Genomic DNA, 25,477 nt, shown 5'->3' with positions numbered 1-25,477 from the left:
TGAGACTTGGTATTCATTTTTCGTCTTGCGACGTTAAGAATCCGTATCTTCGAGTGCCCACACAGATTGTCTGATAAATTGTTAAAGAGCAGTGCCGCTTCGCATTTTTTGCTGCGGCGCGGGGTGTGCATATTACGCTTTCCCGCTGTGAAGTCAACCGTTTATTTTCGATTACCTTCAACTGACAGGCCGGTGTTTACGCCGTTGTTCCGTGTCAGTGGAGGCGCATTATAGGGAGTTCTCGGACGTTGACAACCCCTCTTTGCAAAAAAGTTTTCAACCGTCTCTTTTTTGTTCGGAAGACGGTAAAACTGCCAGTTTTTCGAGCATTCCGAAGCCATAACGCGATAAAACGGGCACTAATTGAGCAGCCTGCGCCGTCAGTTCCATGCAAAAAGCGATATTACCGTCGGAAGATTTCGCATCCGGCGCTTCATGTTCAAGCAGCCAGGCCGTTCGACGCGCAATCGCAGCGCCAGAATCCACCAGCCGGGTACCTTCCGGCAGTACCTGCAATAGCTCTTCCTGTAATAGAGGGAAGTGGGTGCAGCCCAGCACTACGGTATCCGGCGGCTCCTGCATACGCAGCCACGGTCGCAGGATCCGGCGCAGTTCATCGAGCGGTACCGCCTCGCCGTGGAGCTTCGCCTCGGCCAGCTCCACCAGCTCTGCCGATCCCAGCATCTCAATACGACACTCGTTGGCAAAGCGCTGAATCAGCTCGTGGGTATAAGGACGCTTAACCGTACCCCGCGTTGCCAGCAGGCCAACAATGCCGTTGGCGGTTAAGCGGGCAGCCGGTTTAATTGCAGGAACGACGCCAACAACCGGGAAGGGAAAGTTATCTCGCAGCGCGGGAAGGGAAACGGTACTGGCGGTGTTACAGGCGATGACCGCCAGCGCCAGCGGGTAGCGCTGCTGTACGGCCGTTACGATCTCAAGGACACGCTCGACAATGAAAGCCTCGCTTTTCTCTCCGTACGGAAAAGCGACGTTGTCGAAGGCGTAAATATAATGCAGGTCCGGCAGCAACTGCCGGATCTCGTCATAGACTGAAAGCCCACCGACACCGGAATCAAACACCAGGACGGTGGGACGTGCTTCAGAAGGTGTAGCTGCCAGACAAGGTGTATTCCCGTCCTGCAGTTTGGTAGCCATAAACTGTCTCGTATTCTTTATCGAACAGGTTGGCTATTTTACCACGAACTGTCAGCTGGGAGGTCACTGGATATGACGCAGAAACATCCCATGTACTCAACCCACCTAAATAGAGTCGATTATAGGGCGATACGCTGTTTGTATCGTAACGCTTACCAAGATACTGATAGGTGACGTTCCATTCCAGCTGATCAATATGGCCGGTAAGATCGTACTTCACCTGCTGCTTCGCACGGCGCAGCAGAGCGATATCCTTTTCATCATCACGCGCATCGGTGTACTGATAGGTCACACGATGGTTCAACGGACCCGTGTCGAAGGAACCTGTCCATTCGAGCCCTTTCACGGTCGCAGACGCAATATTGTCGTAGCTATCCTGGAAGGTCACCGGATCGGAGAAATAGGTAATGAGGTTACGAATTTTGTAGCGATAGGTAGATAAACGCCAGTCCAGAGGACCCGTTAACCCTTCCAGCCCGGCTTCCCACTGACGGCTCTCTTCCGGTTTCAGATCCGGATTAGGCGCGATAACAAACCGCCCTGCACCATGCTGCTGGCCCAGAGAAGGCGCAAGGAAGCCCGTGCCATAAGAGAGGGTGACGCGGTAGTTCTCAACAAACTCCCAGCCAGCCGTTGTCTGCCATGTTCCCTGCCAGCCATATTCCTCGATCTTATCTTCACGGCCTGAGGCTTCGACGGTCACAGAGCCAAACTGTTGCTGTCCTGAGATGAACAGACCCGTATTATCCCGGGTATAACGGTCTTCTTTATAGTCACCGTAGTAATTTTTACCCGCGGTAAACAGGCGTTCCTGTTTCCAGTCGATACCGGCGCTGAAGGCTCCCTGACCTACCGCAACATTGTTCCCCCACTGAAGGTAACGCTGCTCCAGATTGTCCAGAGTGGTTCCATCGTTATGACGCCCCAGCAAGCCGTTGTAGTTGTAGTCCTTCACTTTCTGATAGTTGGCCAGCAGCTGGGATGAGTAGATACCCTTGTTGAATGTCAGCCCGGTATCCCAGTTCTGATTATAAAGCTGATGCTCATCACCGCCGTTGGCGCTGCCAAACGACCCCTGGTCATAGTCAGTGTTGTTGGTATAGCTGTAGATGCGCAGGAACCCGCTGAAATTGTCATCGAATTTATGATCGACGCTTCCCCAGAAGGTTTTTCCACGATGGCCATCTTTATCGCTGTCCGGGCCCCAGGTTGAACGCGGCTGCACATTGAAACCGTCAGTCGTTTGATAAGAACCTGCCAGAGTGGCAACCGTATTACCAAAGCGATGACGGAAAGTCCCATCGTATTCCTGATAGCCCTTCGAACCGACGCCGGCATTAAGCTGTGACTTCTCTTCGTCGCTGCGGGTAATAATATTGATAACCCCGCCGATCGCTCCGGAGCCATACACCGCCGAGCGAGGGCCACGAATAAATTCCAGACGCTCAATGATCGATACCGGAATCTGGTTAAAGTCAGGATCGTTAGAAATACCGGAACGCGCCATCGGAATGCCATCGACCAGTACCAGTACATGCTTAGCCTGAGTGCCACGGACAAATACGGAAGATGACTGACCCATACCGCCATACTGTACAACATCTACGCCCGGCAGCCGACGCATCACATCCAGCACCGTTCTGGACTGCCAGCGATTGATATCATCCTTAGTGACAATATCCGTTGGCGCCAGCACCGTATTCACAGGTTGTTGAAAACGATTTGCTGTCACCACCAGGGTATCCGGGCTGCTGTCCTGCGCCCAGCCGGAAAATGCCGTGACGGAGAGAACCGTCAGCAGCGAGGTTTTTTTAATCATTGTTAAAGCATCCAATAAAATGGAGGATGCCGCAGGTTTCATCGATAGCACGCGATGATGAAGAACCAAATGCGACGTAATCCGGCAGGTATTCGGGCTCGGAGGCGTTTTATGGATGATGACTTCCCACTTTAATCAGCAGTGTCTGCACAATGCACTCATCCCACCTTTCCTTACCGCTGCGCGTCAGCTCCAGATTTGCACTGGATTCCCTGTAAACTCATAAGACCGGAACCCGGATGCTACAATTACTTACGTATAGATGTCCAGACTGCTAATTAAGGATTGTGCTCAGATCTAAGGCTGGACATCCACCGGGCAATCCCTACAATCCCCGCGTACTTTTATTATTCAGGATGCATCATGACCCCAGAACACCTTCCGACAGAGCAGTACGACGCGCAGCTGGCCGAAAAAGTCGTACGTTTGCAAAGTATGATGGCGCCGTTTACCGCGCAGGTACCGGAGGTGTTCCGCTCACCGGTCAGCCACTATCGTATGCGCGCTGAGTTCCGCATCTGGCACGATGGCGATGATATGTATCACATCATCTTCGACCAGCAGAGCAAAAAACCGGTTCGGGTTGATACCTTCCCGGCGGCCAGCGAGCTGATTAACCAGTTAATGACGGCGATACTCGACGGCGTCCGCAATACCCCCATCCTGCGCCACAAACTGTTCCAGATCGATTACCTCACCACGATGAGCAACCAGGCCGTGGTGTCGATGATCTATCACAAAGCGCTGGACGACGAATGGACCCGGGAGGCCACCGCCCTGCGCGACGCGTTGCGGGCGCAGAACATCAATGTGCATATCATTGGTCGCGCTTCCAAAACCAAAATCGTTCTCGGTCAGGACTTTGTTGACGAGCGTCTGCCGGTGGCGGGCAAAGAGATGATTTATCGCCAGGTCGAGAACAGCTTTACCCAGCCGAATGCGGCGATCAATATTCAGATGCTGGAGTGGGCGCTGGAGAGCACCAAAGACGCCAGCGGCGATCTGCTGGAACTGTACTGCGGTAACGGCAACTTCTCCCTCGCGCTGGCGCGTAACTTTAACCGGGTGCTGGCCACGGAAATCGCCAAACCGTCCGTCGCCTCTGCTCAGTACAATATCGCGGCCAACCATATCGATAATGTGCAAATCATTCGAATGGCAGCGGAAGAGTTTACCCAGGCGATGAACGGCGTGCGGGAATTTAACCGCCTGCAGGGGATCGATCTAAAAAGCTATCAGTGCGAAACGATTTTCGTCGACCCGCCGCGCAGCGGGCTGGATAGCGAAACCGAGAAGATGGTGCAGGCGTATCCGCACATTCTGTACATTTCCTGCAACCCGGAAACCCTGTGCCAGAACCTGCAAACCTTGAGCCAGACCCATAACGTTACGCGCCTGGCCCTGTTCGATCAGTTCCCCTACACGCACCATATGGAGTGCGGCGTGCTCCTGACGCGTAAGTAAGATGATACCCGGGCGGTTCACCGCCCGGACATTACTCTGTGACCCGCCGATTACGGATGCGGAAGCCAATCCAGAAGACCAGCGCCACGGACAGCACCGCAGGCAGGAAGTTAGAGCCGATATCCGGATATTCTGCGCGCACCACCGTGCTGTACAGCAACACCCCGAGAATAAAACAGGCGGCGGCCAGACCCGGCAGCCCGACGGGCATGGTGCGATTCTGGTAGCGCTGATGCAGACAGTAGACCGTCAGCACCAGCGAGATCATCGGGAAGAGAGAAAACGGTACAATTGAACTAAACACCGCGGCAAAGGTGCCGTTGATGGAAAGGCCGGCAATCAGCGCCAGCAGTAGCGTACCTTTGTCCTGAACACTCTGTTTCATTGTATCCCCTTCAGATTATTCGACGGATTGCGGACTCTTTTCCTGTTCGCGGCGATACCAGTAGTATGCGCCTTTGGCGATCATCCGCAGCTGTAACACCAGGCGCTCTTCGAGCTGGCGCCGCTGTTCAATGCCAACGTCCAGCGCTTCCGCACCGGCGCTAAACACAATCGTAACCATTGCTTCCGCCTGGGCTTCAGTAAAGGCGCGAGACATATGGTTTTCGAGTTCAAGGTAGTCGGCAAGTTCCGCGATAAAGTGCTGGATTTCGCGGGCGACGGCGGCACGAAACGCCGACGAGGTGCCGGAACGCTCACGCAGCAGCAAACGAAATGCGTTGGGGTTATTGCCGATAAACTCCATAAAAGTGGAGACGGATGTGCGGATCACACTGCCGCCTTTGGCGATACGCTGGCGCGCCTGGCGCATCAACTGACGCAGCATCAGGCCGCTTTCATCGACCATGGTCAGGCCCAGTTCATCCACATCGCGGAAATGGCGATAAAACGATGTCGGTGCAATCCCTGCTTCACGCGCAACCTCACGCAGACTCAGACTGGCAAAACTCCGCTCCGCGCTTAACTGGCTGAATGCCGCTTCCACCAGCGAACGCCGGGTTTTTTCTTTCTGTTGCGCTCTTACGCCCATCACAATATTTGAATCCTTCCAAAAGCCCAGCAGGCACTATACCAGAGAATAAAATTAATCCGTTCATGCTGGATTGTGAATGATTGTTTACGAGATATTCCCGCGGTCTCACAACAAAAAAGCACAGTGATAATTGGGTTATCCCGACGATGATGTTACTATTCTGTTGCTTTTATGTATAAGAACAGGTAATCCATGCCATGCCACATTCTTACGATTACGATGCAATAGTTATAGGCTCAGGCCCGGGCGGCGAAGGCGCGGCCATGGGGCTGGTTAAGCAAGGCGCGCGGGTCGCAGTGGTCGAGCGATACAGCAGCGTCGGCGGCGGCTGTACCCACTGGGGAACCATCCCGTCAAAAGCCCTCCGCCACGCCGTCAGCCGCATTATCGAATTTAATCAAAACCCACTCTACAGCGACCACTCCCGACTTCTGCGCTCCTCCTTTGCCGATATCCTTAATCATGCTGATAACGTGATTACCCAGCAAACGCATATGCGGCAGGGTTTTTATGAGCGTAACCACTGCGAAATTTTACAGGGCGATGCCCGTTTCGTGGATGAACACACGCTGGCGCTGACCTGTCCTGACGGCTCGGTAGAAACTCTGACGGCAGAAAAGTTTGTGATTGCTTGCGGCTCACGCCCCTATCATCCGGCCGACGTCGATTTTTCACATCCGCGCCTCTACGACAGCGACTCAATCCTCAGCCTGCACCACGAACCGCGCCACGTCATTATTTATGGCGCCGGGGTGATCGGCTGCGAATACGCCTCGATTTTCCGCGGGATGAACGTCAAGGTGGATCTGATTAACACCCGCGACCGCCTGCTGGCGTTTCTCGATCAGGAGATGTCCGATTCGCTCTCTTACCACTTCTGGAACAGCGGCGTCGTTATTCGCCATAACGAAGAGTATGAGCGTATCGAAGGCACCGATGACGGGGTGATTATGCACCTGCGTTCCGGCAAGAAGGTCAAGGCGGACTGCCTGCTCTACGCCAACGGCCGTACCGGCAACACCGATAGCCTGGCGCTGGAAAACATTGGTCTGAAGGCGGATGGTCGCGGCCTGCTGAAGGTCAACAGCATGTATCAGACTGCGCTGCCGCATGTCTATGCGGTGGGTGACGTCATTGGCTATCCGAGCCTGGCCTCAGCCGCCTACGACCAGGGGCGTATTTCTGCCCAGGCGATGATGACCGGCGAAGCGACGGCCCATCTGGTGGAGGATATTCCGACCGGTATCTACACCATTCCGGAGATCAGCTCCGTCGGGAAAACCGAGCAGGAACTGACGTCGATGAAAGTGCCTTATGAAGTGGGACGTGCACAGTTTAAACACCTGGCGCGGGCGCAAATCGTCGGAATGAACGTGGGGACGCTGAAGATCCTGTTCCACCGGGAGACCAAAGAGATTCTGGGGATCCACTGCTTTGGTGAACGCGCCGCCGAAATTATTCATATCGGCCAGGCGATTATGGAGCAGAAAGGTGGTGGTAACACCATCGAATACTTTGTTAACACCACCTTTAATTACCCGACCATGGCGGAAGCCTATCGGGTGGCCGCGCTGAACGGCTTAAACCGCCTGTTTTAACCCGCTGTCGAAGTGGGTGCTCATCATCCCGCGTACCGACTCTGCCAGCTGCTCATAGCGGCTGCGCAGGGGCGATCCCGGACGATAAACCAGCCCAACGGTACGACGCGGCTCAGGCTTGATGCACGGCAGATAGACCACCCCATCGCGCTTGCGCTCCTTCGGTACCGCCAGTGCCGGCAACAGCGTGATGCCGCTGCCCGCCGCCACCATATTACGCAGCGTTTCCAGACTGGTCGCCCGGAAGTGGGTGTCTTCATCCGCACCGGCTTCAAAGCAGAAGCCCATCGCCTGATCGCGCAGGCAGTGGCCATCTTCCAGCATCAGCAGTTTCTCGCCCGCCAGATCGGAGAGCGGTACACGATCCCGGTTTGCCCACGGGTGATCCTCATAGATCGCCAGCAGCATTGGCTCGTCAAAGAGAGGGACTTCGATAAAGGACTCGCTCTCTTTGACCAGCGCCAGAATGGCACAGTCCAGTTTGCCGCTATCAAGCTGCGCAAGCAGCTGATGCGTCTGGGCTTCATGCAGGTACATTTCCAGCTTCGGAAACGCCTGGTGCAGCATCGGGATAATATGGGGTAGTAAGTAGGGTCCGACTGTCGGGATTAGGCCGATATGCAATGGACCGGACATGGTCTCTCCTTGCTGGCTCGCCATTTCCTTGAGCACTTTGACCTCACGCAGTACCGTACGTGCCTGATCCACCAGCAGTAAACCTGCCTGAGTGAACAGCACTTTGCGGCTGGTGCGTTCCAGCAGCATTACGCCAAGCTCATCTTCCAGTTTGCGAATTTGCCCACTGAGCGTCGGCTGGCTGACGTGACACGAGTCCGCCGCACGACGAAAATGGCGATGCTCGGCTAACGCGACCAGGTATTCAAGATCACGAATATTCATTATTCATCCTCCGTCACCACGATAGTTCGTGGCGATAGATAGCATAGCAACGAACGATTATCCCTATCAAGCTTTCTGCTTAATAATACGTATCAAGACGAGGCGGCCCTCATTTAACCCTGAAAGCTAACGCCTCGTCTGGAGAGTTTCTCTCGAACAACTAAAGCCAACGTGAACGTTTTGCGGACCCCGTGTCCGCTTTTTTTTATCTGAAAAAGCCCGACTCTCGCCAGGCTTTTCGTGCTTTCGCTTTAATACCGTATCGACGCTTAAACCAATCGTGCTTTGGCATCCGCAATCGCCTGCGCAACCTGCGTCGGAGATACGCCGCCTTTGGCCGCACGTTTATCCAGGCAGGACTGCAGGGAGAGGATCGGGTAAACATCGTCTCCAATCACCGCACTGAATTTTTGCAGATCGACCAGCGCCAGCGCTTCCAGTGGTTTCCCCTGACGAATCGCCTCAACCACCGCTTCGCCGACGATATGGTGCGCTTCACGGAACGGTACGCCTTTCGCGACCAGGTAATCTGCCAGCTCGGTAGCATTAGCATAACCCTGCTGCGCGGCTTCCTGGCAACGCGGACGCTTCACCTGAATACCGTCCAGCACCAGCGCGGCCATATGCAGACAGTCGAGCCAGGTATCGAGCGCGTCGAACAGCCCCTCTTTGTCTTCCTGCATATCTTTGTTATAGGCCAACGGCAGACCTTTCAGGGTCATCATCATGCCGGTCAGCGCGCCCTGCACGCGTCCGCATTTACCACGGATCAGCTCCAGCGCATCCGGGTTTTTCTTCTGCGGCATCAGGGAAGAACCTGACGTTACGCGATCGGACAGCTCGACAAAACCGGCTTCGCCGGAGTTGAAGAAAATCAGGTCTTCGGCAAAACGGGAGAGGTGAACCATACCGATGGAGGCGTCGGACAGCAGCTCCAGGACATGGTCACGATCCGAGACGCTGTCGAGGCTGTTACGGGTAGCGGACGCAAAGCCCAGCCAGCCGGCTAGCTGCTCGCGGTCAATTTCATAGGCGGTCCCCGCCAGCGCGCCGCTGCCCAGCGGGCTGACGTCGAGACGTTTCAGCGTATCCTGCAGGCGGCTCTCATCGCGGGCCAGCATTTCCACATAGGCCAGACACCAGTGGGCAAAGGTCACCGGCTGGGCGCGCTGAAGGTGGGTATAACCCGGCATCACCGCGTCCTGGTTATTCGCTGCGGTTTCCACCAGCGCAGACTGCAGCTGACGGCTGGCCGCCAGCAGTTCAGCAACCGTATCTTTGCACCACAGTTTAAGGTCGGTCGCGACCTGGTCATTACGGCTGCGGCCGGTATGCAGTTTCTTGCCCAGCTGGCCGACTTTGTCGATCAGCTTGCCTTCCACCCAGCTATGAATATCTTCAGCATCGCTTTCGAGGATCTGCTGTGGATTAGCCTGCACCTCTTCCAGCAGCACCTTCAGCGCCTCTTCCAGCTGCAGCTGCTCATCCGCCGTCAGCACACCTACCGTGACCAGCGCTTTGGACCAGGCTACAGAGCCGACGATATCCTGCTCGGCCAGACGGTAGTCAAAGCGCAGCGAGTCGTTAAACTGTTTGAACCGCTGATCCGCTGCCTGTGTAAAACGCCCACCCCAAAGTGCCATAACCGTGCTTCCTTAATTATCTGATATTGACTACACCGGACGACCTCTGCCATCCGGCCTCTAACAACTTACGCCAGAATGCGCGTGCCGATTGGCGTGCCGTTAAACAGCGCCGGTAACTGCTCGGCGTGACGCCAGGAGGCGATATCCACCGGACGACCCAGGGTACGAGCCGCATCCAGCGCCGCATTCACTTTGACAATCATGCCATCGGTAATGATGCCCTGCTCGATCAGCTGCTCTGCTTTCGCCGCCGTCATCTCGGCGATACGCTGCCCTTTGCCGTCGAGAATACCGCTGACGTCCGAGAGCAGGATCAGGTCCGCACCCAGCGTGGCAGCAAGCGCAGTCGCCGCCTGGTCAGCGTTAACGTTCATTAACTGGCCGTCATCGGTCACCCCAATGGAGCTTATCACCGGCAGGAAACCACTCTCCAGCAGGGCGTTAATCAGCTTCGGCGAACCCGGTTTCGCCAGGCCCACGTGGCCCAGTTCTTCATCCAGCTGCGTCACCGACACGCTATCGCCGTCGCCGAGGAACAGCCCCACGCTGGCAATCTGGTTTTTCTTCGCCCACGCCAGCAGCGTTTTGTTGGCGGTCCCGGCCAGCGCACCGGTGATGATGTCAATTTGATCGGCAGGCGTCACGCGCAGGCCATTTTTCTTTTTCACCGGCAGATTCAACTGCTTCATCAGCTCATCCACCACGCAACCGCCGCCGTGGACGATCACCAGCGGACGCTGATGGGATTCGCGGTAGTTCACCAGCGCGGTAAACAGGCGCTCCAGCGCCTCTTCGCTATCCAGCAGTACGCCGCCAAGTTTGATAATTAATGGGTTCATCATCGCACCTTAAATAAGAGCCTGGGTTTCAGCATAGCCGAAACGAATATTTGCACACTGCATCGCCTGTGCCGCCGCGCCTTTCAGCAGATTATCTTCGGCAGCCACCACGATTAAATGTTCGCCCTGCACCGCAAAACCGATATCGCAGAACGGTAGCCCAACCACATTTTTCAGCGCCGGCAGCGTTTTGTCATACAGACGCACCAGCGGTTTATTGCCGTACGCCTGCTGGAAGACTTCCGCCACCTGCTCTTTGCTGACGCCAGGCTTCATGCGGCAGGTAATGGTTTCCAGGATCCCACGCGGGAAGCTCCCCAGATGCGGAGTGAAGATCACCTCTGCCCCCAGGTGGGTCGTAATTTCCGGATGGTGGCGATGGTTAAAGACGCCGTAAGGCTGGAGGCTTACTTCACAGAAGCTATTAGAGACAGCTGCTTTACGTCCTGCGCCGCTGACGCCACTGGTCGCGTTGATCACCGGCCACTGGTTTAGATCCAGCAGCCCGGCTTCGATCAGCGGGCGCAGAGAGAGCTGCGCCGCCGTCGGATAGCAGCCCGGGACGGCAATCAGATTCGCTTCTTTCATCGCCTCGCCGTTCCACTCGGCCAGGCCATACACCGCCTCGGCCAGCAGCTGCGGTTGCTGATGGGTGAAACCATAGTATTTTTCGTAGAAGGCGCTGTCGTTAACGCGGAAAGCCCCGGAGAGATCGAACACCACGCAGCCCGCATCAAGGAACTGCGGCGCCAGATCGTGGCTCACCTCGTGGGCGGTGGCGAGAAACACCACGTCCACACCGGCGCTAAATTCGCTGATATCGGACATCGGCTGCAGGGGCATATCCACGATCCCCTTCAGCTGCGGATGCAAATCGGAGATTAATTTTCCTGCATCATTGCTTTGCGCTGAGACCGTCAAAGCAGTTATGTTCATATGAGGATGGCGATTTACATAGGTCACAAGCTCTGCGCCGGCATAGCCGCTGGCGCCCACTATCAGCGTATTTAACATCGGGGCTGTTCACCTTCTTACGTCATGTTTGTCGGGGAGAGATAGACTTTAGCCTACGGATATCTTCCCTTACCGAGTTCAGCGCGACCAATAACCACTGTGATTATGGGTTTTATTCCGCTCAACGTTAATGTATTTTTATTCACAAATAATGCATGAATATTGATACTATCACGAGCCAGGGTATGTCAACAATGAAAAAGAATTTACCGCCATTTATCGAGATTTACCGCGCTCTGATCGCCACTCCGTCGATCAGCGCAACGGAAGAAGCACTGGATCAGAGCAATGCGTCTTTAATCAATCTGCTGGCAGGCTGGTTTAGCGATCTTGGCTTTGCGGTGGAGGTACAACCCGTTCCGGGAACGCGCAATAAGTTCAACCTGCTTGCCAGTACCGGACAGGGTGCCGGTGGCCTCTTGCTGGCCGGTCACACCGATACGGTGCCGTTTGACGATGGCCGCTGGACCCGCGATCCCTTTACCCTGACCGAACACGACAACAAGCTGTACGGCCTCGGCACCGCCGATATGAAAGGCTTCTTTGCCTTTATTCTTGATGCCCTGCGTGACGTGGACGTGACAACGCTGAAAAAGCCGCTCTATATTCTGGCCACCGCCGATGAAGAGACCAGCATGGCCGGGGCGCGTTATTTCTCAGAAACCACCGCTCTGCGCCCGGACTGCGCCATTATCGGCGAACCGACATCGCTGCAGCCGGTCCGCGCCCATAAAGGCCACCTCTCCAACGCGATCCGCATCCTGGGCCAGTCCGGCCACTCCAGCGATCCGGCGCGCGGCGTCAACGCCATTGAGCTGATGCACGACGCTATCGGCCATATTCTGACCCTGCGCGACACGCTGAAAGAGCGCTATCACTACGAGGCCTTTACCGTGCCTTACCCGACGCTCAACCTCGGCCATATCAGCGGCGGCGACGCGGCCAACCGCATCTGCGCCTGCTGTGAACTGCATATGGATATCCGTCCGCTGCCGGGGATGACCCTCAACGATCTGGACGGACTGCTGAATGATGCTCTGGCCCCGCTCAGCGAGCGCTGGCCGGGCCGCGTGACGATTTCCGAGCTGCACCCGCCGATCCCGGGCTACGAGTGCCCGCCGGACCATCAGCTGGTTGAAGTGGTAGAAAAACTGCTCGGTGCGAAGACCGAAGTAGTGAACTACTGCACCGAAGCGCCGTTTATTCAGACCCTCTGCCCGACGCTGGTGCTGGGGCCAGGCTCTATCAATCAGGCCCACCAGCCGGATGAATACCTGGAAACACGCTTTATTAAGCCAACGCGGGAATTAATTACCCAGGTGGTGCACCACTTCTGCTGGCATTAAATTTTCACCAGCGGGGCCTCTGAACCAAGATTGCCGATAGCCGGCAACCCTTTTAGAGGCCCTTCGCTATTCAGTGAAAGCGCGAGGTTGTATCCCTTCTAATTATATGATTATATCGACTTACCATAATGTAAATATGGAGAAACCACTCTATCTGGCTCAATATATTTATGAAACAAAACAATCCATTCACAAGATAAATAAATATTCCAAATTAAAGAATATTTTAAATTAAGGATGAAATTATAACCCGGGAAGGTGATATTAATGGGTGGTGAAATATTCAGGCAGTATATACGAAACAATCTCAAGTCGCTAAAGCGAACCCTTTGTAACCTGCGTAAAAAATGGAAGTATCGTCACAACGTAGGTGCTGACACTCTCTGGGTTTCACTGGGGGAAAACTGCCTGGCCGATGACATTCTCAGGCGGCATGGCAGAAAATCCTTCAGTTCGGTCTTTTCCTCCGGGCGCTCCAATATTGAATACCTTCTTCAGATGGAGCACGACGGTTATCAGAATCTACTTAAAAAAGAACACCTGCAGCATTTTCCAGATGGTGACCGTTCCGTTGTACGCTCGACGTTTTATAAACACTGCGTGGGGCAGTATAGCGAAAGACATATGCTTGGGTTTGAATTCTCTCATCACGACCCTCTCAGGATTAAAGAAGATAATCGTGCATTCAAACGCCGGGTCGCTCGCCAGTTACAGTATCGTGGTAAAAAGAACTTTGTTTTTCTTTACCATCACCGGATAACAGAGAATTCAGACCTTCGCCTTTTAAGGGCGAACTTAAACGAGTTCCTGTCGCTCTACAACACCGCTGGCTGTAACTGCAAAATCATCCTTTTTTATCAACATATCATCGCAGATTGCGATGCTAAGCATCTCGCCTGTACCTCATACGGCACTGGGTTACTTGAGTTTGTATGTTTCACCCACGAGATATGGGGCGGGGATGATCTGGACACGTTCTGGGCCAGAAAAGACGATCTCCTTTTCGCCGAGATGTTCGATACAGTAGACGATTACAACCGGCTCGGAGGTCAGTCTGCCGTAGCAGGGTTGCAGACGCCCGGTTGTCCCTGACACGGCCAAAAACCCCCGTTTTCATAAGCTATGCTTATCTGGCGCAAAGTGAATTAAATTTCGTAAATTGCCGACATTTTTTCGTTTGCTGAAGCGATTTCGCCGCAATTGACGCACGGGGTTTTACGTGGCTTTATAAAGGACGGTGTCGATATCCGATGTCTCAGGTTCCGGGGCGTCAGGTATAACAAAATAAAATGAGATGGGGTGTCTGGGTTAACATGAACGAACAATATTCCGCATTGCGTAGTAATGTCAGTATGCTCGGCAAAGTGCTGGGAGAGACCATCAAAGACGCGCTGGGAGAGAACATCCTCGACCGCGTAGAGACGATCCGTAAGCTGTCAAAATCCTCCCGCGCGGGCAACGAGGCCAACCGCCAGGAATTGCTCACCACCCTGCAGAATCTGTCGAATGACGAGCTGCTGCCGGTGGCCCGTGCATTCAGCCAGTTTCTGAACCTGGCGAATACCGCCGAGCAATACCACAGCATCTCGCCAAACGGCGAAGGCGCCAGCAACCCGGAAGTGATTGCCCGTACGCTCAGAAAACTCAAAGACCAGCCCGAACTTAACGAAGCGACCATCAAGAAAGCGGTCGAATCCCTTTCGCTGGAATTAGTGCTTACCGCCCACCCGACCGAGATCACCCGCCGTACGCTGATCCACAAAATGGTGGAAGTAAATAACTGCCTGAAGCAGCTCGATAATAAAGAGATTGCCGACTACGAACGCAACCAGCTGATGCGCCGCCTGCGCCAGCTGATTGCCCAGTCCTGGCACACGGATGAAATCCGTAAATATCGCCCAAGCCCGGTTGATGAAGCAAAATGGGGCTTTGCCGTTGTCGAAAATAGCCTGTGGGAAGGTGTACCAAACTACCTGCGCGAGCTGAACGAACAGCTGGAAGAAAACCTGGGCTATCGTCTGCCTGTCGATTTTGTTCCCGTCCGTTTCACCTCCTGGATGGGCGGTGACCGCGATGGCAACCCGAACGTAACCGCCGATATCACCCGCCACGTCCTCCTTCTCAGCCGCTGGAAAGCAACCGATCTGTTCCTGAAAGATATCCAGATCCTGATTTCCGAGCTGTCGATGGTTGAAGCCACGCCTGAGCTGCTGGAGCTGGTCGGTGAAGAGGGAGCCAGCGAGCCATACCGCTACCTGATGAAAACCCTGCGTAGCCAGTTAATGGCGACCCAGGCCTGGCTGGAAGCGCGCCTGAAAGGCCAGCGTCTGCCGAAACCTGCCGGTCTGCTGAGCCAGAACGAGCAGCTGTGGGATCCGCTGTACGCCTGTTATAAATCACTCCAGGCGTGCGGAATGGGCATCATCGCTAACGGTGAACTGCTCGATACCCTGCGCCGCGTGAAGTGTTTTGGCGTGCCGCTGGTGCGTATCGACGTGCGTCAGGAAAGCACCCGCCACACCGAAGCGCTGGGCGAACTGACTCGCTATCTGGGCATTGGCGACTATGAAAGCTGGTCAGAAGCCGATAAACAGGCGTTCCTGATCCGCGAACTGAACTCCAAACGACCTCTGGTGCCGCGCAGCTGGGAGCCGAGCGAAGAGACGCAGGAAGTGTTCAAAACCTGCAAGGCCATCGTCGATGCGCCGAAAGGCTCCGTTGCAGCCTATGTCATCTCCATGGCGAAAACGCCCTCCGACGTGCTGGCGGTTCACCTGCTGCTCAAAGAAGCGGGGATTAGCTTTGCCCTGCCGGTCGCCCCGCTATTTGAAACCCTCGACGACCTGAATAATGCCAACGACGTGATGACCCAGCTACTGAATATCGACTGGTATCGCGGCTTTATTCAGGGCAAACAGATGGTCATGATTGGCTACTCTGACTCCGCTAAAGACGCGGGCGTGATGGCTGCTTCCTGGGCGCAGTATCAGGCTCAGGATGCGCTGATCAAAACCTGCGAGAAAGCCGGTATTGAGCTGACCCTGTTCCACGGACGCGGCGGCTCCATCGGTCGCGGCGGCGCACCGGCACATGCGGCACTGCTCTCGCAGCCGCCGGGCAGCCTGAAAGGTGGCCTGCGTGTGACCGAGCAGGGCGAGATGATCCGCTTCAAGTACGGCCTGCCGGAAGTCACCATCAGCAGCCTGTCGCTCTACACCAGCGCCATTCTGGAAGCCAACCTGCTGCCGCCGCCGGAGCCGAAAGACGACTGGCGTCATATTATGGACGAGCTGTCAGACATCTCCTGCGACCTGTACCGCGGCTACGTGCGTGAAAACAAAGACTTCGTACCTTACTTCCGCTCTGCAACGCCTGAGCAGGAGCTGGGTAAACTGCCGTTGGGTTCGCGCCCGGCCAAACGTCGCCCAACCGGCGGCGTGGAGTCGCTGCGTGCGATCCCGTGGATCTTCGCGTGGACCCAGAACCGCCTGATGCTTCCGGCCTGGCTGGGCGCGGGTGCGGCGCTGCAAAAAGTGATGGAAGACGGCAAGCAGAGCGAGCTGGAAGCCATGTGTCGTGACTGGCCGTTCTTCTCCACCCGCCTGGGTATGCTGGAGATGGTGTTCTCCAAAGCCGACCTGTGGCTGGCGGAGTATTACGATCAGCGCCTGGTAAAACCTGAGCTGTGGAAGCTCGGTAACGAACTGCGCACGCTGCTGGAAGCGGATATCAAAGTGGTGCTGGATATCGCCAACGATTCACATCTGATGGCCGACCTGCCGTGGATTGCCGAGTCCATTCAGCTGCGTAATATCTACACCGACCCGCTGAACGTGCTGCAGGCCGAACTGCTGCACCGTTCGCGTAAAGCGGAAGAAGATGGCCTTGCGCCGGATCCACGCGTCGAGCAGGCGCTGATGGTGACCATCGCAGGCGTTGCCGCCGGGATGCGTAATACGGGCTGATCCTCTCCCTGTCTCACAAATGGCCACACCTCGTGTGGCCTTTTTTTTGCGCCCCGGTTAATGTGGATCCGTCACTTTCGCAATCGTTCAGGGATTATGAACCACGACGTCAGCACGTTACTTCTGCAGTTCACCCGCGGCACCACACCGCTTCGGCATGTCTACTTTGCCAGCGCTGCCAGCCCGCCTCCCGATATCGCCTGGCAGGTCGGTTTTCCACGGCTGGAGATTGTGCTCAACGGAGAAATAACCGACCTCTCTTTTACGCTGACGGAAAATGACGTGCTTTTTATTCCCGCCGGAGGCTGGAACTGTCCGCAGTGGCTTACGCCCGTGACCACGTTAAGCATTCTGTTCGGCAAACAGCAGCTGGGGTTCAGTATTCAGCACTGGGATGGTACTCAATTGCAAAACCTGGCCAAACAGCACGTTGCCCGCCGTGGCCCTCGCGTGGGATCGTTTTTACTCCAGGCGCTGAATGAAACGCTGATGCAGCCGCAGGACAACCACACGCCCCGGCTGATCGTGACCAGTCTGTTAGGCCACTGTGCCGATCTCCTTGGCAGCCAGATCCAGACGGCATCCCGTAGTCAGGCGCTGTTCGAGGCGATTCGCGACCATATCGACAGCCATTCCGCCGAAGCCCTAAACCGCGAATCGGTGGCGAAGGCGTTTTATATTTCGCCGAATTATCTCTCTCACCTGTTTAATAAAAGTAGCGCCCTGGGCTTTAACGAATATCTGAACCACATCCGACTGGAGAAAGCGAAGGCGCTGCTGAAAGGCTATGATATGAAGGTCAAGGAAGTGGCACGCACCTGCGGCTTCACCGACAGCAACTACTTCTGCCGCCTGTTCCGTAAAAACACCGATCGCTCGCCGTCAGAATACCGCCGGCAGTATCACAGCCAGCTGCTTATGACAAAATAAGGTGCGTGTGCTGTGGCGCGGACAGCAGCTTGCGTACCGCACTGATGACTTTTTGCGGATCGCATAAAAAAGCATTAATGCCCGACTGAACATAGCGGGCCTGCGTAAACCGCCCGGCCCCCGCCAGTTCAATATCGGTGATCAGCAGGACGACATCGGCCCGGCTGATCTCTTCCGCGCTCAGGCTGTTTTCTATACCCAGCGCTCCCTGCGTCTCGATTTTAATGTGCCATTTTTCCTGCTGGCACAGTTTTTCCAGCCGCTCGGCCGCCATATAGGTATGCGCAACGCCGCTGACGCATGCCGTGACCGCCACCATAAATCGCCCGTGTGCTGTCGTCATTTCAGCCTCCGACTCTCACCCGAAAACCGGCCCGTTCGGCCATCAATCGCAAGACGCTCACCTCCTCCCGCGTCGGGGGCGGCACATCTTTCATCTCCCAGATTTCACCCAGCAGCCGGTACTTAGGCTCGCCATACGCGTGAAACGGCAGCAGGTGCAGGTCCGTTATACCCAGAGGCTGTAAAAACCGCAAAGCCCGCTGAAAATTATCGTTGCCAAGCGTATACCCCGGGATCAGCGGCAGCCGTGGGATCACCCGGATACCTTCCGCCACCAGCCGTCGAAAATTATCCCGCACCCGCGGCATATTCATTTTGACGTGCTGCTGGGCACGCCGGGCCTGCATAATTTTCAGATCGAACAGGACTTCGTCACATTGCCGGGCCAGCGGCAGCAGGCGGCTGAACGGCGCATCTCCCGCCGTTTCAATCGCCGTATGCACGCCCAGCCTGCGCAGGCGGGTAAGAAAACGCGTGGCAAAAGCCGCCTGCATCAGCACCTCGCCGCCGGAAAGGGTTACGCCTCCGCCGGAGGTCCGGAAAAAGACCTCATCCTTCATCACCTCTCGTTCAAGCGTCTCGATCGTGACGTCGCGCCCGATACGCTCAAACGCGCCTGAAGGGCACTCGTCGGCATCCTGCGGGCAGATGGCGCAGTGCAGGCACTTGCTTTCTCGCCGCACCGTTTCAATTTTGGGCGAGATAGATTCCGGGTTCGCACACCACGGACAGCGGTGCGGGCAGCCCTTAAAAAACACCACCGTACGGATACCGCCCCCATCATTCAGGGAGTAGCGCTGGAGATTAAAAACGCGCGCAGTCTCTGCGCGTCTCTCCGGCTCCTCACAGCTGATGCGCGGTGCGGCGGATAATGTCATCCTGAATCTCCTTTGACAGCTCCACAAAGAAGGCGCTATACCCCGCGACCCGCACCACCAGCCCGGCGAAATTTTGTGGCTGTTTCTGCGCGTCTCGCAGGGTATCGGCATTCACCACGTTGAACTGAATATGCTGCAGCTTTAGCTGGGTAAAGGCGCGCAAAAAGTCGGACAGTTTCTGCAGCCCGGCGTCACCCTCCAGCGTGGCAGGCATAAACTTCACGTTCAGCAGCGTTCCGTTGGAGAGAAGGTAGTTATCCAGCTTGCTGACCGATTTCAGTACCGCCGTCGGCCCCTGCGTATCCTGGCCCACCATCGGCGAAAGCCCGCCATCCGCCAGCTGCTCTCCGGCCAGACGCCCGTCAGGCGTTGCCCCGACCACGGCCCCCAGCGGCACGTGCGCCGATACCGTATAAGAGCCCGGCGTAAACAGCCCGCCGCGGGGGTTACGGTATTTTTCTACCTCTTTACAGTAATATCGCAGCAGTTCGGCGCTAATATTATCGACCTCGTCAATATCGTTGCCGTACTTCTCAAAGCGGTTAATCAGCCGGGCGCGGACTTTTTCACCCTCCGGGGTGGCAAAATTGGCTTTCAGCACCGCCAGTAGCTCATCAAAGCTGAGACGCTGCTGATCGAACACCATACCTTTCAGCGCATGCAGTGAATCGCTGAGGTTGGCGATCCCGATCCCCTGCACGCCGGAGAAGTTGTACCGCGCTCCGCCATCGGTAATATCCCTGCCGTTATGCAGGCAGTCACTGATAAACGAAGAGAGCAGCGGCACTGGTGCCCTGTCCCGGTGGCCGATGTCGCAGATATTGCTGCCTTCAACCATCAGCCGGATGTAATGGTCTATTTTCGTGCGGATATGTTCCAGCAGGCTCTCCCAGGTCAGCGCCGCATTGCCTTCCTGTTCCTGCAGCGCAATCTCCATGACTTTCAGCAGGTTGAACATGGCAATATCGTGCAGGCCATAGGTTTTACCCGGAATAGAGAGCTCCACGCAGCCCACCACCGCGTAGTCGCGCGCGTCCTCCAGCGACACCCCGCGATTTAAAAAGGCGGGAACCACCACTTCATCATTAAAGATTTGCGGAATGCCGGTGCCGAGGCGGATGGTTTCGGCGGTTTTTCGCAGGAATGGCGTATCAATAAGCGCATTAACCCGCACGCCCAGATTCGGCTGGGGCAGCTGCACGCTCTGGTAGGCGTCCAGGCAGAGGAAAGAGAGCACGTTCACCGCGCTGCGGCCGCTCTCCGTCAGCCCGCCCAGCAGCGCCGTGTAGCCGGTCGGAAAACCGGCGAAGTAGCGCGCACTCCCGGTCGAACGCAGTAAGACCACGTCGTTACATTTCACCCACAGCGATTCGAGGATTTCCTGAAGGAATGCGGGCGATTCTCCCTGAGTCAGCGAAGCCTGATAGTAAGGCAGCATATACTGGTCGAAGCGCCCGAGAGACAACGAACTGGCATTGGACTCATACTGCAAAATCACGTTCATATACCAGAACAGCTGACAGGCCTGCCAGAAAGTCTGCGGCCTGTGCCGGGCGTTATGTCGCGAAAGTTCGGCAATGGCCAGCAGCTCTTCACGCCGCTGTGGCTGCTGGCACTGCATCGCCATCTCGTCCGCCAGTGTGGCATAGCGCAGGATATGGCGCTGCGAGGCTTCAAGCAGCAGTAGCGCCGCCTGATAAAAGTCATTTTCCGGCGCACGCTGGCAGTGCGCCCGCATCTGCGCCACCAGCGCGTCGAGACCGTTATCCAGCAGGCGCGGATAGTCGATAATGATATGCCCCTGCCCTTTGTCGGTCTGGTTGACGCTGAAAATGTGCGTCCCTGTCGCGGCCGTGACCTCGTCCGGCATTTGCGCATTAATGAAATCCTTCATTGAACGCGTCGCCCAGTAAGGATACAGCGTCTCACGATAGATCCGCTTATCGTCGTCGCTTATCGCAAAACGGTCCTGCGGCCGCGTCGGGAACGCATCCAGCTCTTTCAGCAGCCAGTAAGGATCCATTTCCGGCGACATAATGCCCGCTCGCGGTTTGACTGTCCGGTTGCCGACGATCAGTTCATCATCACGAATCGCAATCTTGACGCCGTCCAGAATATGCACCGTGGCTTTCGCCCGGCGCAGGATCACCGACTCGCCTTCCGTCTGCCGGTGGCTCTGTGTGTAGAGAAGCGCACGCTCAAGGGAGATTTCACGGGGCTGTGCAAAAAGTGCAGCCTTCAGGCGCTGAATTCGATTCGTCATGGGGCACTCCTTTACAAGAAAAGCCCGCCCTGGCGGGCGGGAAACCAGTCAGGCCATTTGCGCCAGATGCGCTTCGATCTTGTTCATAATGCCGTCAGCGCGCTTAACGGCATCGCTGATGTTCACGCGAACGATCGTCTTACCCTGGAAGCGCTCTTCAAACTTGATGCCAATATCTTTGGTCAGGATCACCAGGTCCGCCGCGGCCACGTCCTCTGCACTCAGCGCGTTCTCCTGCCCAATAGAGCCCTGGGTCTCCACTTTTATCTGCCAGCCTTTGGCCTTTGCCGCGCTTTCCAGCGCTTCAGCCGCCATATAGGTGTGTGCCACGCCTGACGGGCACGCTGTTACTGCAACTATGGTCGTCATCCTTCACCTCGCTTAATGAATTTCAAAATCCAGCTCCAGGTCATCCTGCTTATCATCGACCGGTTTCTGCTGCCTGCGCGCCACGCTTTTCAGAACGTTGACGCTGACCGCCGTCACCACGGCACCCACCGCAACCGCGGCCATATAGCCGAGCTTGCCCTCAACCACCGGCAGCACAATCAGCCCGCCCCACCCGGCATAACACTGTGCGCCGGTCAGCGCTGCCACCACCGCACCGCAGGCCGAGCCAAGCATAATCGAAGGGATCACCCGCAGCGGATCGGCGGCGGCAAACGGGATAGCGCCTTCCGTCACCCCCACGCAGCCCATCACCAGCGCGGCCTTGCCCGCCTCGCGCTCTTCGTCGGTAAAGTTGCTGCGACGCATCAGCGTTGCCAGCCCTAACCCGAGCGGCGGAACGCAGATCGCGACGGCGGCAATGGCCACGACCGCATAGACACCCTGGGCCACGCAAATCAGCATAAAGGCGTAGGCCACTTTGTTAACCGGACCGCCCATATCAAAAGCCAGCATCAGCCCCATCACGACAGCCAGTACAATAATGCTGCCCTGCTGCATCCCCTGTAGCCACTGCGTCAGGCCCTGCGTTAACGCACCAACCGGTTCACCGAGGCCCCACATCATGATCCCGGCAGTCGTCACGGTGCCGATAATCGGGATAACAAAAATAGGCATCACCGAGCGCAGCACTTTCGGAACAGGTATGCGCTTGAGATAAAAGACAATAATGCCGCCGAGGATCCCGGCGATGATGGCGCCAAAGAATCCCGCGCCAAAGCTGTTGCCGACCCAGGCACCGATCGCGCAGGGCGCCAGCGCGGAACGTTCAGCAATGGAGTAGCCGATATAGGCCGCCAGAAAAGGCACCATCAACGTTAAGCCCGCGACGCCGATATCAAAAAGCTTCTTCAGATTCGGGTCTGTCGCCGCATCGGGTACGGCACCCTTACCGTAGAGCATCACGGAAACGGCCAGCAGGATGCCGCCTGCCACCACAAACGGAATCATATGCGACACGCCGGTCATCAAATGCTGACGGGTGTTTTTCAGGATCTGCACCAACTCTTTCATTTGTCGCTCCCGGGCCGGTCGGCCCATCTCCTAAACCTTGATGTGGAAGACAATAGGCAATCAGCGGCGGGACAGACAGTGGACAAACCGACCATTTACTGGATTTTTGTAACATTCGAAGAAAAATGCGATCGCTCTCAAAGAGTCGGCTTTAGCGGTGAAAAACAGAACGGGAAGGCGCCTGTGAGGAAGATCTCACTTTTATACCGACATTACATTTATCCAGTTTTTGGCAGAAATGTCAGATAGTCCGCCGCCTTTTATCCCCTCTATGCTGTCGACCATGCTTTTTGAAATAAGGAGAAAGGTTATGGCCCAGGTAGTGGAGTTCGTCTGCGATCTGCCCAATGGCGTCCATGCGCGTCCCGCCAGCCACGTCGAAACGCTGTGTAATACCTTCATATCGACGATTGAGTGGCATAATTTGCGAACCGGCAGGACGGGCAATGCTAAAAGTGCGCTGTCGCTGATTGGTACCGATACGCTGGCAGGAGACGCCTGTCGACTGTTGATAACCGGCCAGGATGAAGGGGCGGCCGAACAGAAGCTAAGCGCCTGGATACGCAGTGAATTTCCCCGCTGTGACGCCCCCCTGGCAGCGCCTGACAGACAGCCGGTGGCGTCCCTGCCAGAGTCGCTGTCGCGCCTGAACGCAACGCTATTTCGCGCCAGCCCGGTGTGCGGCGGAACCGCCGGAGGCGTGTTAACCCCGCTCGTCTCTCTGGATTTCAGCGACCCCGGACCGCTTCCGGCCGCTCAGGCGCTGCCGGAGGAACAGGCGCTGCTGGAGAAGGGGCTGACAACGCTGGTAAAAACGCTGGCTCTGCGCCTGCTTGACAGCGACGGCACCACGCACGCAATTCTTGAAGCCCATCGCTCTCTGGCGACGGATGCGACGTTACGCCAGCACCTGCAAACCGGCGTCAGCGAGGGGCTGAGCTGCGCCGGAGCTATCGTCCGTAGCGCGGGTCATTTTTGTGACGAGTTCAGCCGCTCCGGCAGCCGCTATCTGCAGGAACGCGCCCTCGACGTCCGCGATGTCTGTTTTCAACTGCTGCAGCAGATCTATGGCGAAGCGCGATTCCCGGCACCGGGCAAGCTGACGCAGCCTGCGATTTGCATGGCGGAAGAGCTAACCCCCAGCCAGTTTCTGGAGCTGGATAAAACGCTGCTGAAAGGTCTGCTGCTGAGGAACGGCGGCACCACATCCCATACGGTGATCCTCGCCCGTTCCTTTAATATTCCGACGCTGGCTGGCGTGGATATCGATCCCCTTGCCCGCTGGAAGCAGCAGCGCATCTGGCTGGACGGCAACGCCGGGGTGATTGCGGTGGAACCTGATAACGCGATAGATCGCTATTATCAGCAGGAAGCACGCGTTCAGGCCGCGCTGCGCCAGCAGGAAAGCCTCTGGCTTCACCGCGAAGCCCGAACCGCCGACGGCGTTCGCCTGGAGGTCGCGGCCAATATTGCCCACGCCGTCGAAGCGCAGGCGGCCTTTAACAACGGTGCAGAGGCCGTTGGCCTGTTTCGCACCGAAATGCTTTATATGGACCGCGCCTGCGAACCCTCGGAAAACGAGCTGTACAACCTCTTTTGCCAGGCGCTCGACGCATCGGACGGGCGTAGCATTATTGTGCGCACCATGGATATTGGCGGTGATAAACCGGTGGATTACCTGAATATTCCTGCAGAGAACAATCCGTTTCTTGGCTATCGCGCCGTGCGAATTTATGAAGAGTACGCCAGCCTGTTTACCACGCAGCTGCGGGCGATCCTCCGCGCCTCTGCGCACGGTAGCCTGAAGATCATGATCCCGATGATCTCCTCTATGGAGGAAATTCTGTGGGTTAAAGAGAAGCTCGCCGACGCAAAGCAGCAGCTGCGGCATGAGCAGGTTCCCTTTGATGAAAAAATCCCGCTCGGCATCATGCTGGAAGTGCCCTCGGTGATGTTTATCATCGATCAGTGCTGTGAAGAGATCGACTTCTTCAGTGTCGGCAGCAATGACCTGACGCAGTATCTGCTGGCGGTCGATCGCGATAACGCCAAAGTGACCCGCCACTACAACAGTCTGAACCCGGCCTTTCTGCGGGCGCTGGATTATGCCGTGCAGGCGGTACATCGTCAGGGAAAATGGGTTGGCCTGTGCGGCGAGCTGGGTGCGAAAGGTTCGGTCCTGCCGCTGCTGGTCGGGCTTGGCCTGGACGAAATCAGCATGAGCGCACCGGCCATTGCGGCGACAAAAGCGCGCCTTGCTAAGCTCGACAGCCGGGCCTGCCGCCAGCTACTCAATCAGGCGATGGCCTGCCGGACGTCGCTGGAGGTTGAACATCTGCTGGCCCAGTTCCGGATGCACCAGCAGGACGCTCCGCTTATCGCCGAATCCTGTATCTCGCTGGATAACGACTGGCAGAGCAAAGAAGAGGTGATGAAGGGGATGACGGACAACCTGCTGCTCGCCGGACGCTGCCGCTACCCGCGCAGGCTGGAGGCCGATCTCTGGGCGCGCGAAGCCGTGTTCTCTACCGGCCTCGGCTTTAGCTTCGCCATTCCACACAGTAAATCAGAGCATATTGAACAATCGACCATCAGCGTCGCCCGCCTGCAAACGCCGGTGCGCTGGGGTGATGAAGACGCACGGTCCATCATTATGCTGACCCTTAACAAACATGCCGCCGGCGACCAGCACATGCGTATTTTCTCCCGACTGGCACGCCGCATTATGCATGAAGAATTTCGTCAGGCTCTGGTCAGCGCCGAATCCGCCCGGGCCATTGCCGGCCTGCTGCAACGTGAACTGGAACTGTAACTTAAC

Annotated in this window: 20 protein-coding genes and 1 riboswitch; of the genes, 7 read left to right on the top strand and 13 right to left on the bottom strand. The window is 56.3% G+C overall.

What is annotated here, in order from left to right; genetic code table 11:
* Positions 1-276: 276 nt before the first annotated feature.
* Together murI and btuB are read right to left on the bottom strand one after the other, a co-directional pair.
* Positions 277-1,158, bottom strand: coding sequence for a glutamate racemase (gene murI, locus EDF81_RS22840; RefSeq protein WP_123350467.1), 882 nt, complete (start codon positions 1,156-1,158; stop codon positions 277-279).
* Complete coding sequence (btuB, locus tag EDF81_RS22835; RefSeq protein WP_123350466.1) at positions 1,103-2,977, bottom strand: TonB-dependent vitamin B12 receptor BtuB; 1,875 nt, start codon at positions 2,975-2,977, stop codon at positions 1,103-1,105. The genes murI and btuB overlap by 56 nt, the downstream gene beginning before the upstream one ends.
* 65 nt (positions 2,978-3,042) lie before the next feature.
* Positions 3,043-3,225, bottom strand: a riboswitch (cobalamin riboswitch).
* 115 nt (positions 3,226-3,340) lie between these two features.
* Here btuB and trmA point away from each other — a divergent pair.
* Positions 3,341-4,441 (top strand): tRNA (uridine(54)-C5)-methyltransferase TrmA, encoded by a 1,101-nt coding sequence (gene trmA, locus EDF81_RS22830; RefSeq protein WP_123350465.1) that lies wholly within the window; start codon positions 3,341-3,343, stop codon positions 4,439-4,441.
* A 31-nt stretch (positions 4,442-4,472) separates the two neighbouring features.
* Here trmA and EDF81_RS22825 read toward each other — a convergent pair whose 3' ends face one another.
* Together EDF81_RS22825 and fabR are read right to left on the bottom strand one after the other, a co-directional pair.
* On the bottom strand, positions 4,473-4,826 hold the full coding sequence (locus tag EDF81_RS22825) for a YijD family membrane protein (RefSeq protein WP_123350464.1): 354 nt from the start codon (positions 4,824-4,826) through the stop codon (positions 4,473-4,475).
* Positions 4,827-4,841: 15 nt separating this feature from the next.
* Positions 4,842-5,477, bottom strand: a complete 636-nt coding sequence (gene fabR / locus EDF81_RS22820; protein ID WP_123350463.1) for an HTH-type transcriptional repressor FabR — start codon at positions 5,475-5,477, stop codon at positions 4,842-4,844.
* A 197-nt stretch (positions 5,478-5,674) separates the two neighbouring features.
* Here fabR and sthA point away from each other — a divergent pair, with 197 nt between their 5' ends.
* Complete coding sequence (sthA, locus tag EDF81_RS22815; protein WP_123350462.1) at positions 5,675-7,075, top strand: Si-specific NAD(P)(+) transhydrogenase; 1,401 nt, start codon at positions 5,675-5,677, stop codon at positions 7,073-7,075.
* Here the strand turns inward: sthA and oxyR are convergent.
* The 4 genes from oxyR to argC all read right to left on the bottom strand — a co-directional run bounded on the left by oxyR (position 7,058) and on the right by argC (position 11,474).
* Positions 7,058-7,975, bottom strand: a complete 918-nt coding sequence (gene oxyR / locus EDF81_RS22810) for a DNA-binding transcriptional regulator OxyR (RefSeq protein ID WP_123350461.1) — start codon at positions 7,973-7,975, stop codon at positions 7,058-7,060. The genes sthA and oxyR overlap by 18 nt on opposite strands.
* 269 nt (positions 7,976-8,244) lie before the next feature.
* Positions 8,245-9,618, bottom strand: a complete 1,374-nt coding sequence (gene argH, locus EDF81_RS22805) for an argininosuccinate lyase (protein WP_123350460.1) — start codon at positions 9,616-9,618, stop codon at positions 8,245-8,247.
* Between the two features lie 68 nt (positions 9,619-9,686).
* On the bottom strand, positions 9,687-10,463 hold the full coding sequence (argB, locus tag EDF81_RS22795) for an acetylglutamate kinase (protein WP_123350458.1): 777 nt from the start codon (positions 10,461-10,463) through the stop codon (positions 9,687-9,689).
* A gap of 6 nt (positions 10,464-10,469) precedes the next feature.
* Positions 10,470-11,474 carry an N-acetyl-gamma-glutamyl-phosphate reductase gene (gene argC, locus EDF81_RS22790; protein ID WP_123350457.1) on the bottom strand — a complete coding sequence of 335 codons (1,005 nt, stop codon included), beginning with the start codon at positions 11,472-11,474 and terminating at the stop codon, positions 10,470-10,472.
* 194 nt (positions 11,475-11,668) lie between these two features.
* On the opposite strand from argC, the gene argE reads away from it, so the two are divergent.
* The 4 genes from argE (at position 11,669) to EDF81_RS22770 (ending at position 17,715) form a co-directional block, all read left to right on the top strand.
* A complete protein-coding gene (argE, locus tag EDF81_RS22785) occupies positions 11,669-12,820 on the top strand; it encodes an acetylornithine deacetylase (RefSeq protein ID WP_123350456.1) in 1,152 nt (383 codons plus the stop codon).
* 267 nt (positions 12,821-13,087) lie between these two features.
* Positions 13,088-13,912 (top strand): DUF1796 family putative cysteine peptidase, encoded by an 825-nt coding sequence (locus EDF81_RS22780; RefSeq protein ID WP_123350455.1) that lies wholly within the window; start codon positions 13,088-13,090, stop codon positions 13,910-13,912.
* 221 nt (positions 13,913-14,133) lie between these two features.
* Complete coding sequence (gene ppc, locus EDF81_RS22775) at positions 14,134-16,785, top strand: phosphoenolpyruvate carboxylase (protein ID WP_123350454.1); 2,652 nt, start codon at positions 14,134-14,136, stop codon at positions 16,783-16,785.
* A gap of 96 nt (positions 16,786-16,881) precedes the next feature.
* Positions 16,882-17,715: an AraC family transcriptional regulator gene (locus EDF81_RS22770; RefSeq protein ID WP_123350453.1), complete on the top strand. Its 834-nt coding sequence runs from the start codon at positions 16,882-16,884 to the stop codon at positions 17,713-17,715.
* On the opposite strand, the gene EDF81_RS22765 is transcribed toward EDF81_RS22770, so the two are convergent.
* The 5 genes from EDF81_RS22765 to EDF81_RS22745 are packed head-to-tail and all read right to left on the bottom strand — an operon-like array spanning position 17,702 to position 22,659.
* The gene (locus EDF81_RS22765; protein WP_123350452.1) at positions 17,702-18,058 is read right to left on the bottom strand and encodes a PTS fructose-like transporter subunit IIB; all 357 of its coding nucleotides are present in this window, start codon (positions 18,056-18,058) and stop codon (positions 17,702-17,704) included. The genes EDF81_RS22770 and EDF81_RS22765 overlap by 14 nt on opposite strands.
* Position 18,059: 1 nt before the next feature.
* Positions 18,060-18,935: a [formate-C-acetyltransferase]-activating enzyme gene (locus tag EDF81_RS22760; RefSeq protein WP_123350451.1), complete on the bottom strand. Its 876-nt coding sequence runs from the start codon at positions 18,933-18,935 to the stop codon at positions 18,060-18,062.
* Complete coding sequence (locus EDF81_RS22755) at positions 18,901-21,198, bottom strand: formate C-acetyltransferase (protein ID WP_123350450.1); 2,298 nt, start codon at positions 21,196-21,198, stop codon at positions 18,901-18,903. Before EDF81_RS22755 ends, EDF81_RS22760 begins: the two co-directional genes overlap by 35 nt.
* 48 nt (positions 21,199-21,246) lie before the next feature.
* Positions 21,247-21,567 carry a PTS fructose-like transporter subunit IIB gene (locus EDF81_RS22750; RefSeq protein WP_123350449.1) on the bottom strand — a complete coding sequence of 107 codons (321 nt, stop codon included), beginning with the start codon at positions 21,565-21,567 and terminating at the stop codon, positions 21,247-21,249.
* Between the two features lie 12 nt (positions 21,568-21,579).
* A complete protein-coding gene (locus tag EDF81_RS22745; RefSeq protein ID WP_123350448.1) occupies positions 21,580-22,659 on the bottom strand; it encodes a PTS fructose transporter subunit EIIC in 1,080 nt (359 codons plus the stop codon).
* A 310-nt stretch (positions 22,660-22,969) separates the two neighbouring features.
* Here EDF81_RS22745 and ptsP point away from each other — a divergent pair, with 310 nt between their 5' ends.
* The gene (gene ptsP, locus EDF81_RS22740; protein WP_123350447.1) at positions 22,970-25,471 is read left to right on the top strand and encodes a phosphoenolpyruvate--protein phosphotransferase; all 2,502 of its coding nucleotides are present in this window, start codon (positions 22,970-22,972) and stop codon (positions 25,469-25,471) included.
* Positions 25,472-25,477 lie beyond the last annotated feature (6 nt).

Source organism: Enterobacter sp. BIGb0383 (assembly GCF_003751845.1).
Taxonomy (GTDB): domain Bacteria; phylum Pseudomonadota; class Gammaproteobacteria; order Enterobacterales; family Enterobacteriaceae; genus BIGb0383.
Note: the sequence above shows the minus strand (reverse complement) of the source record. Positions and strands in the feature narration are given on the sequence as shown.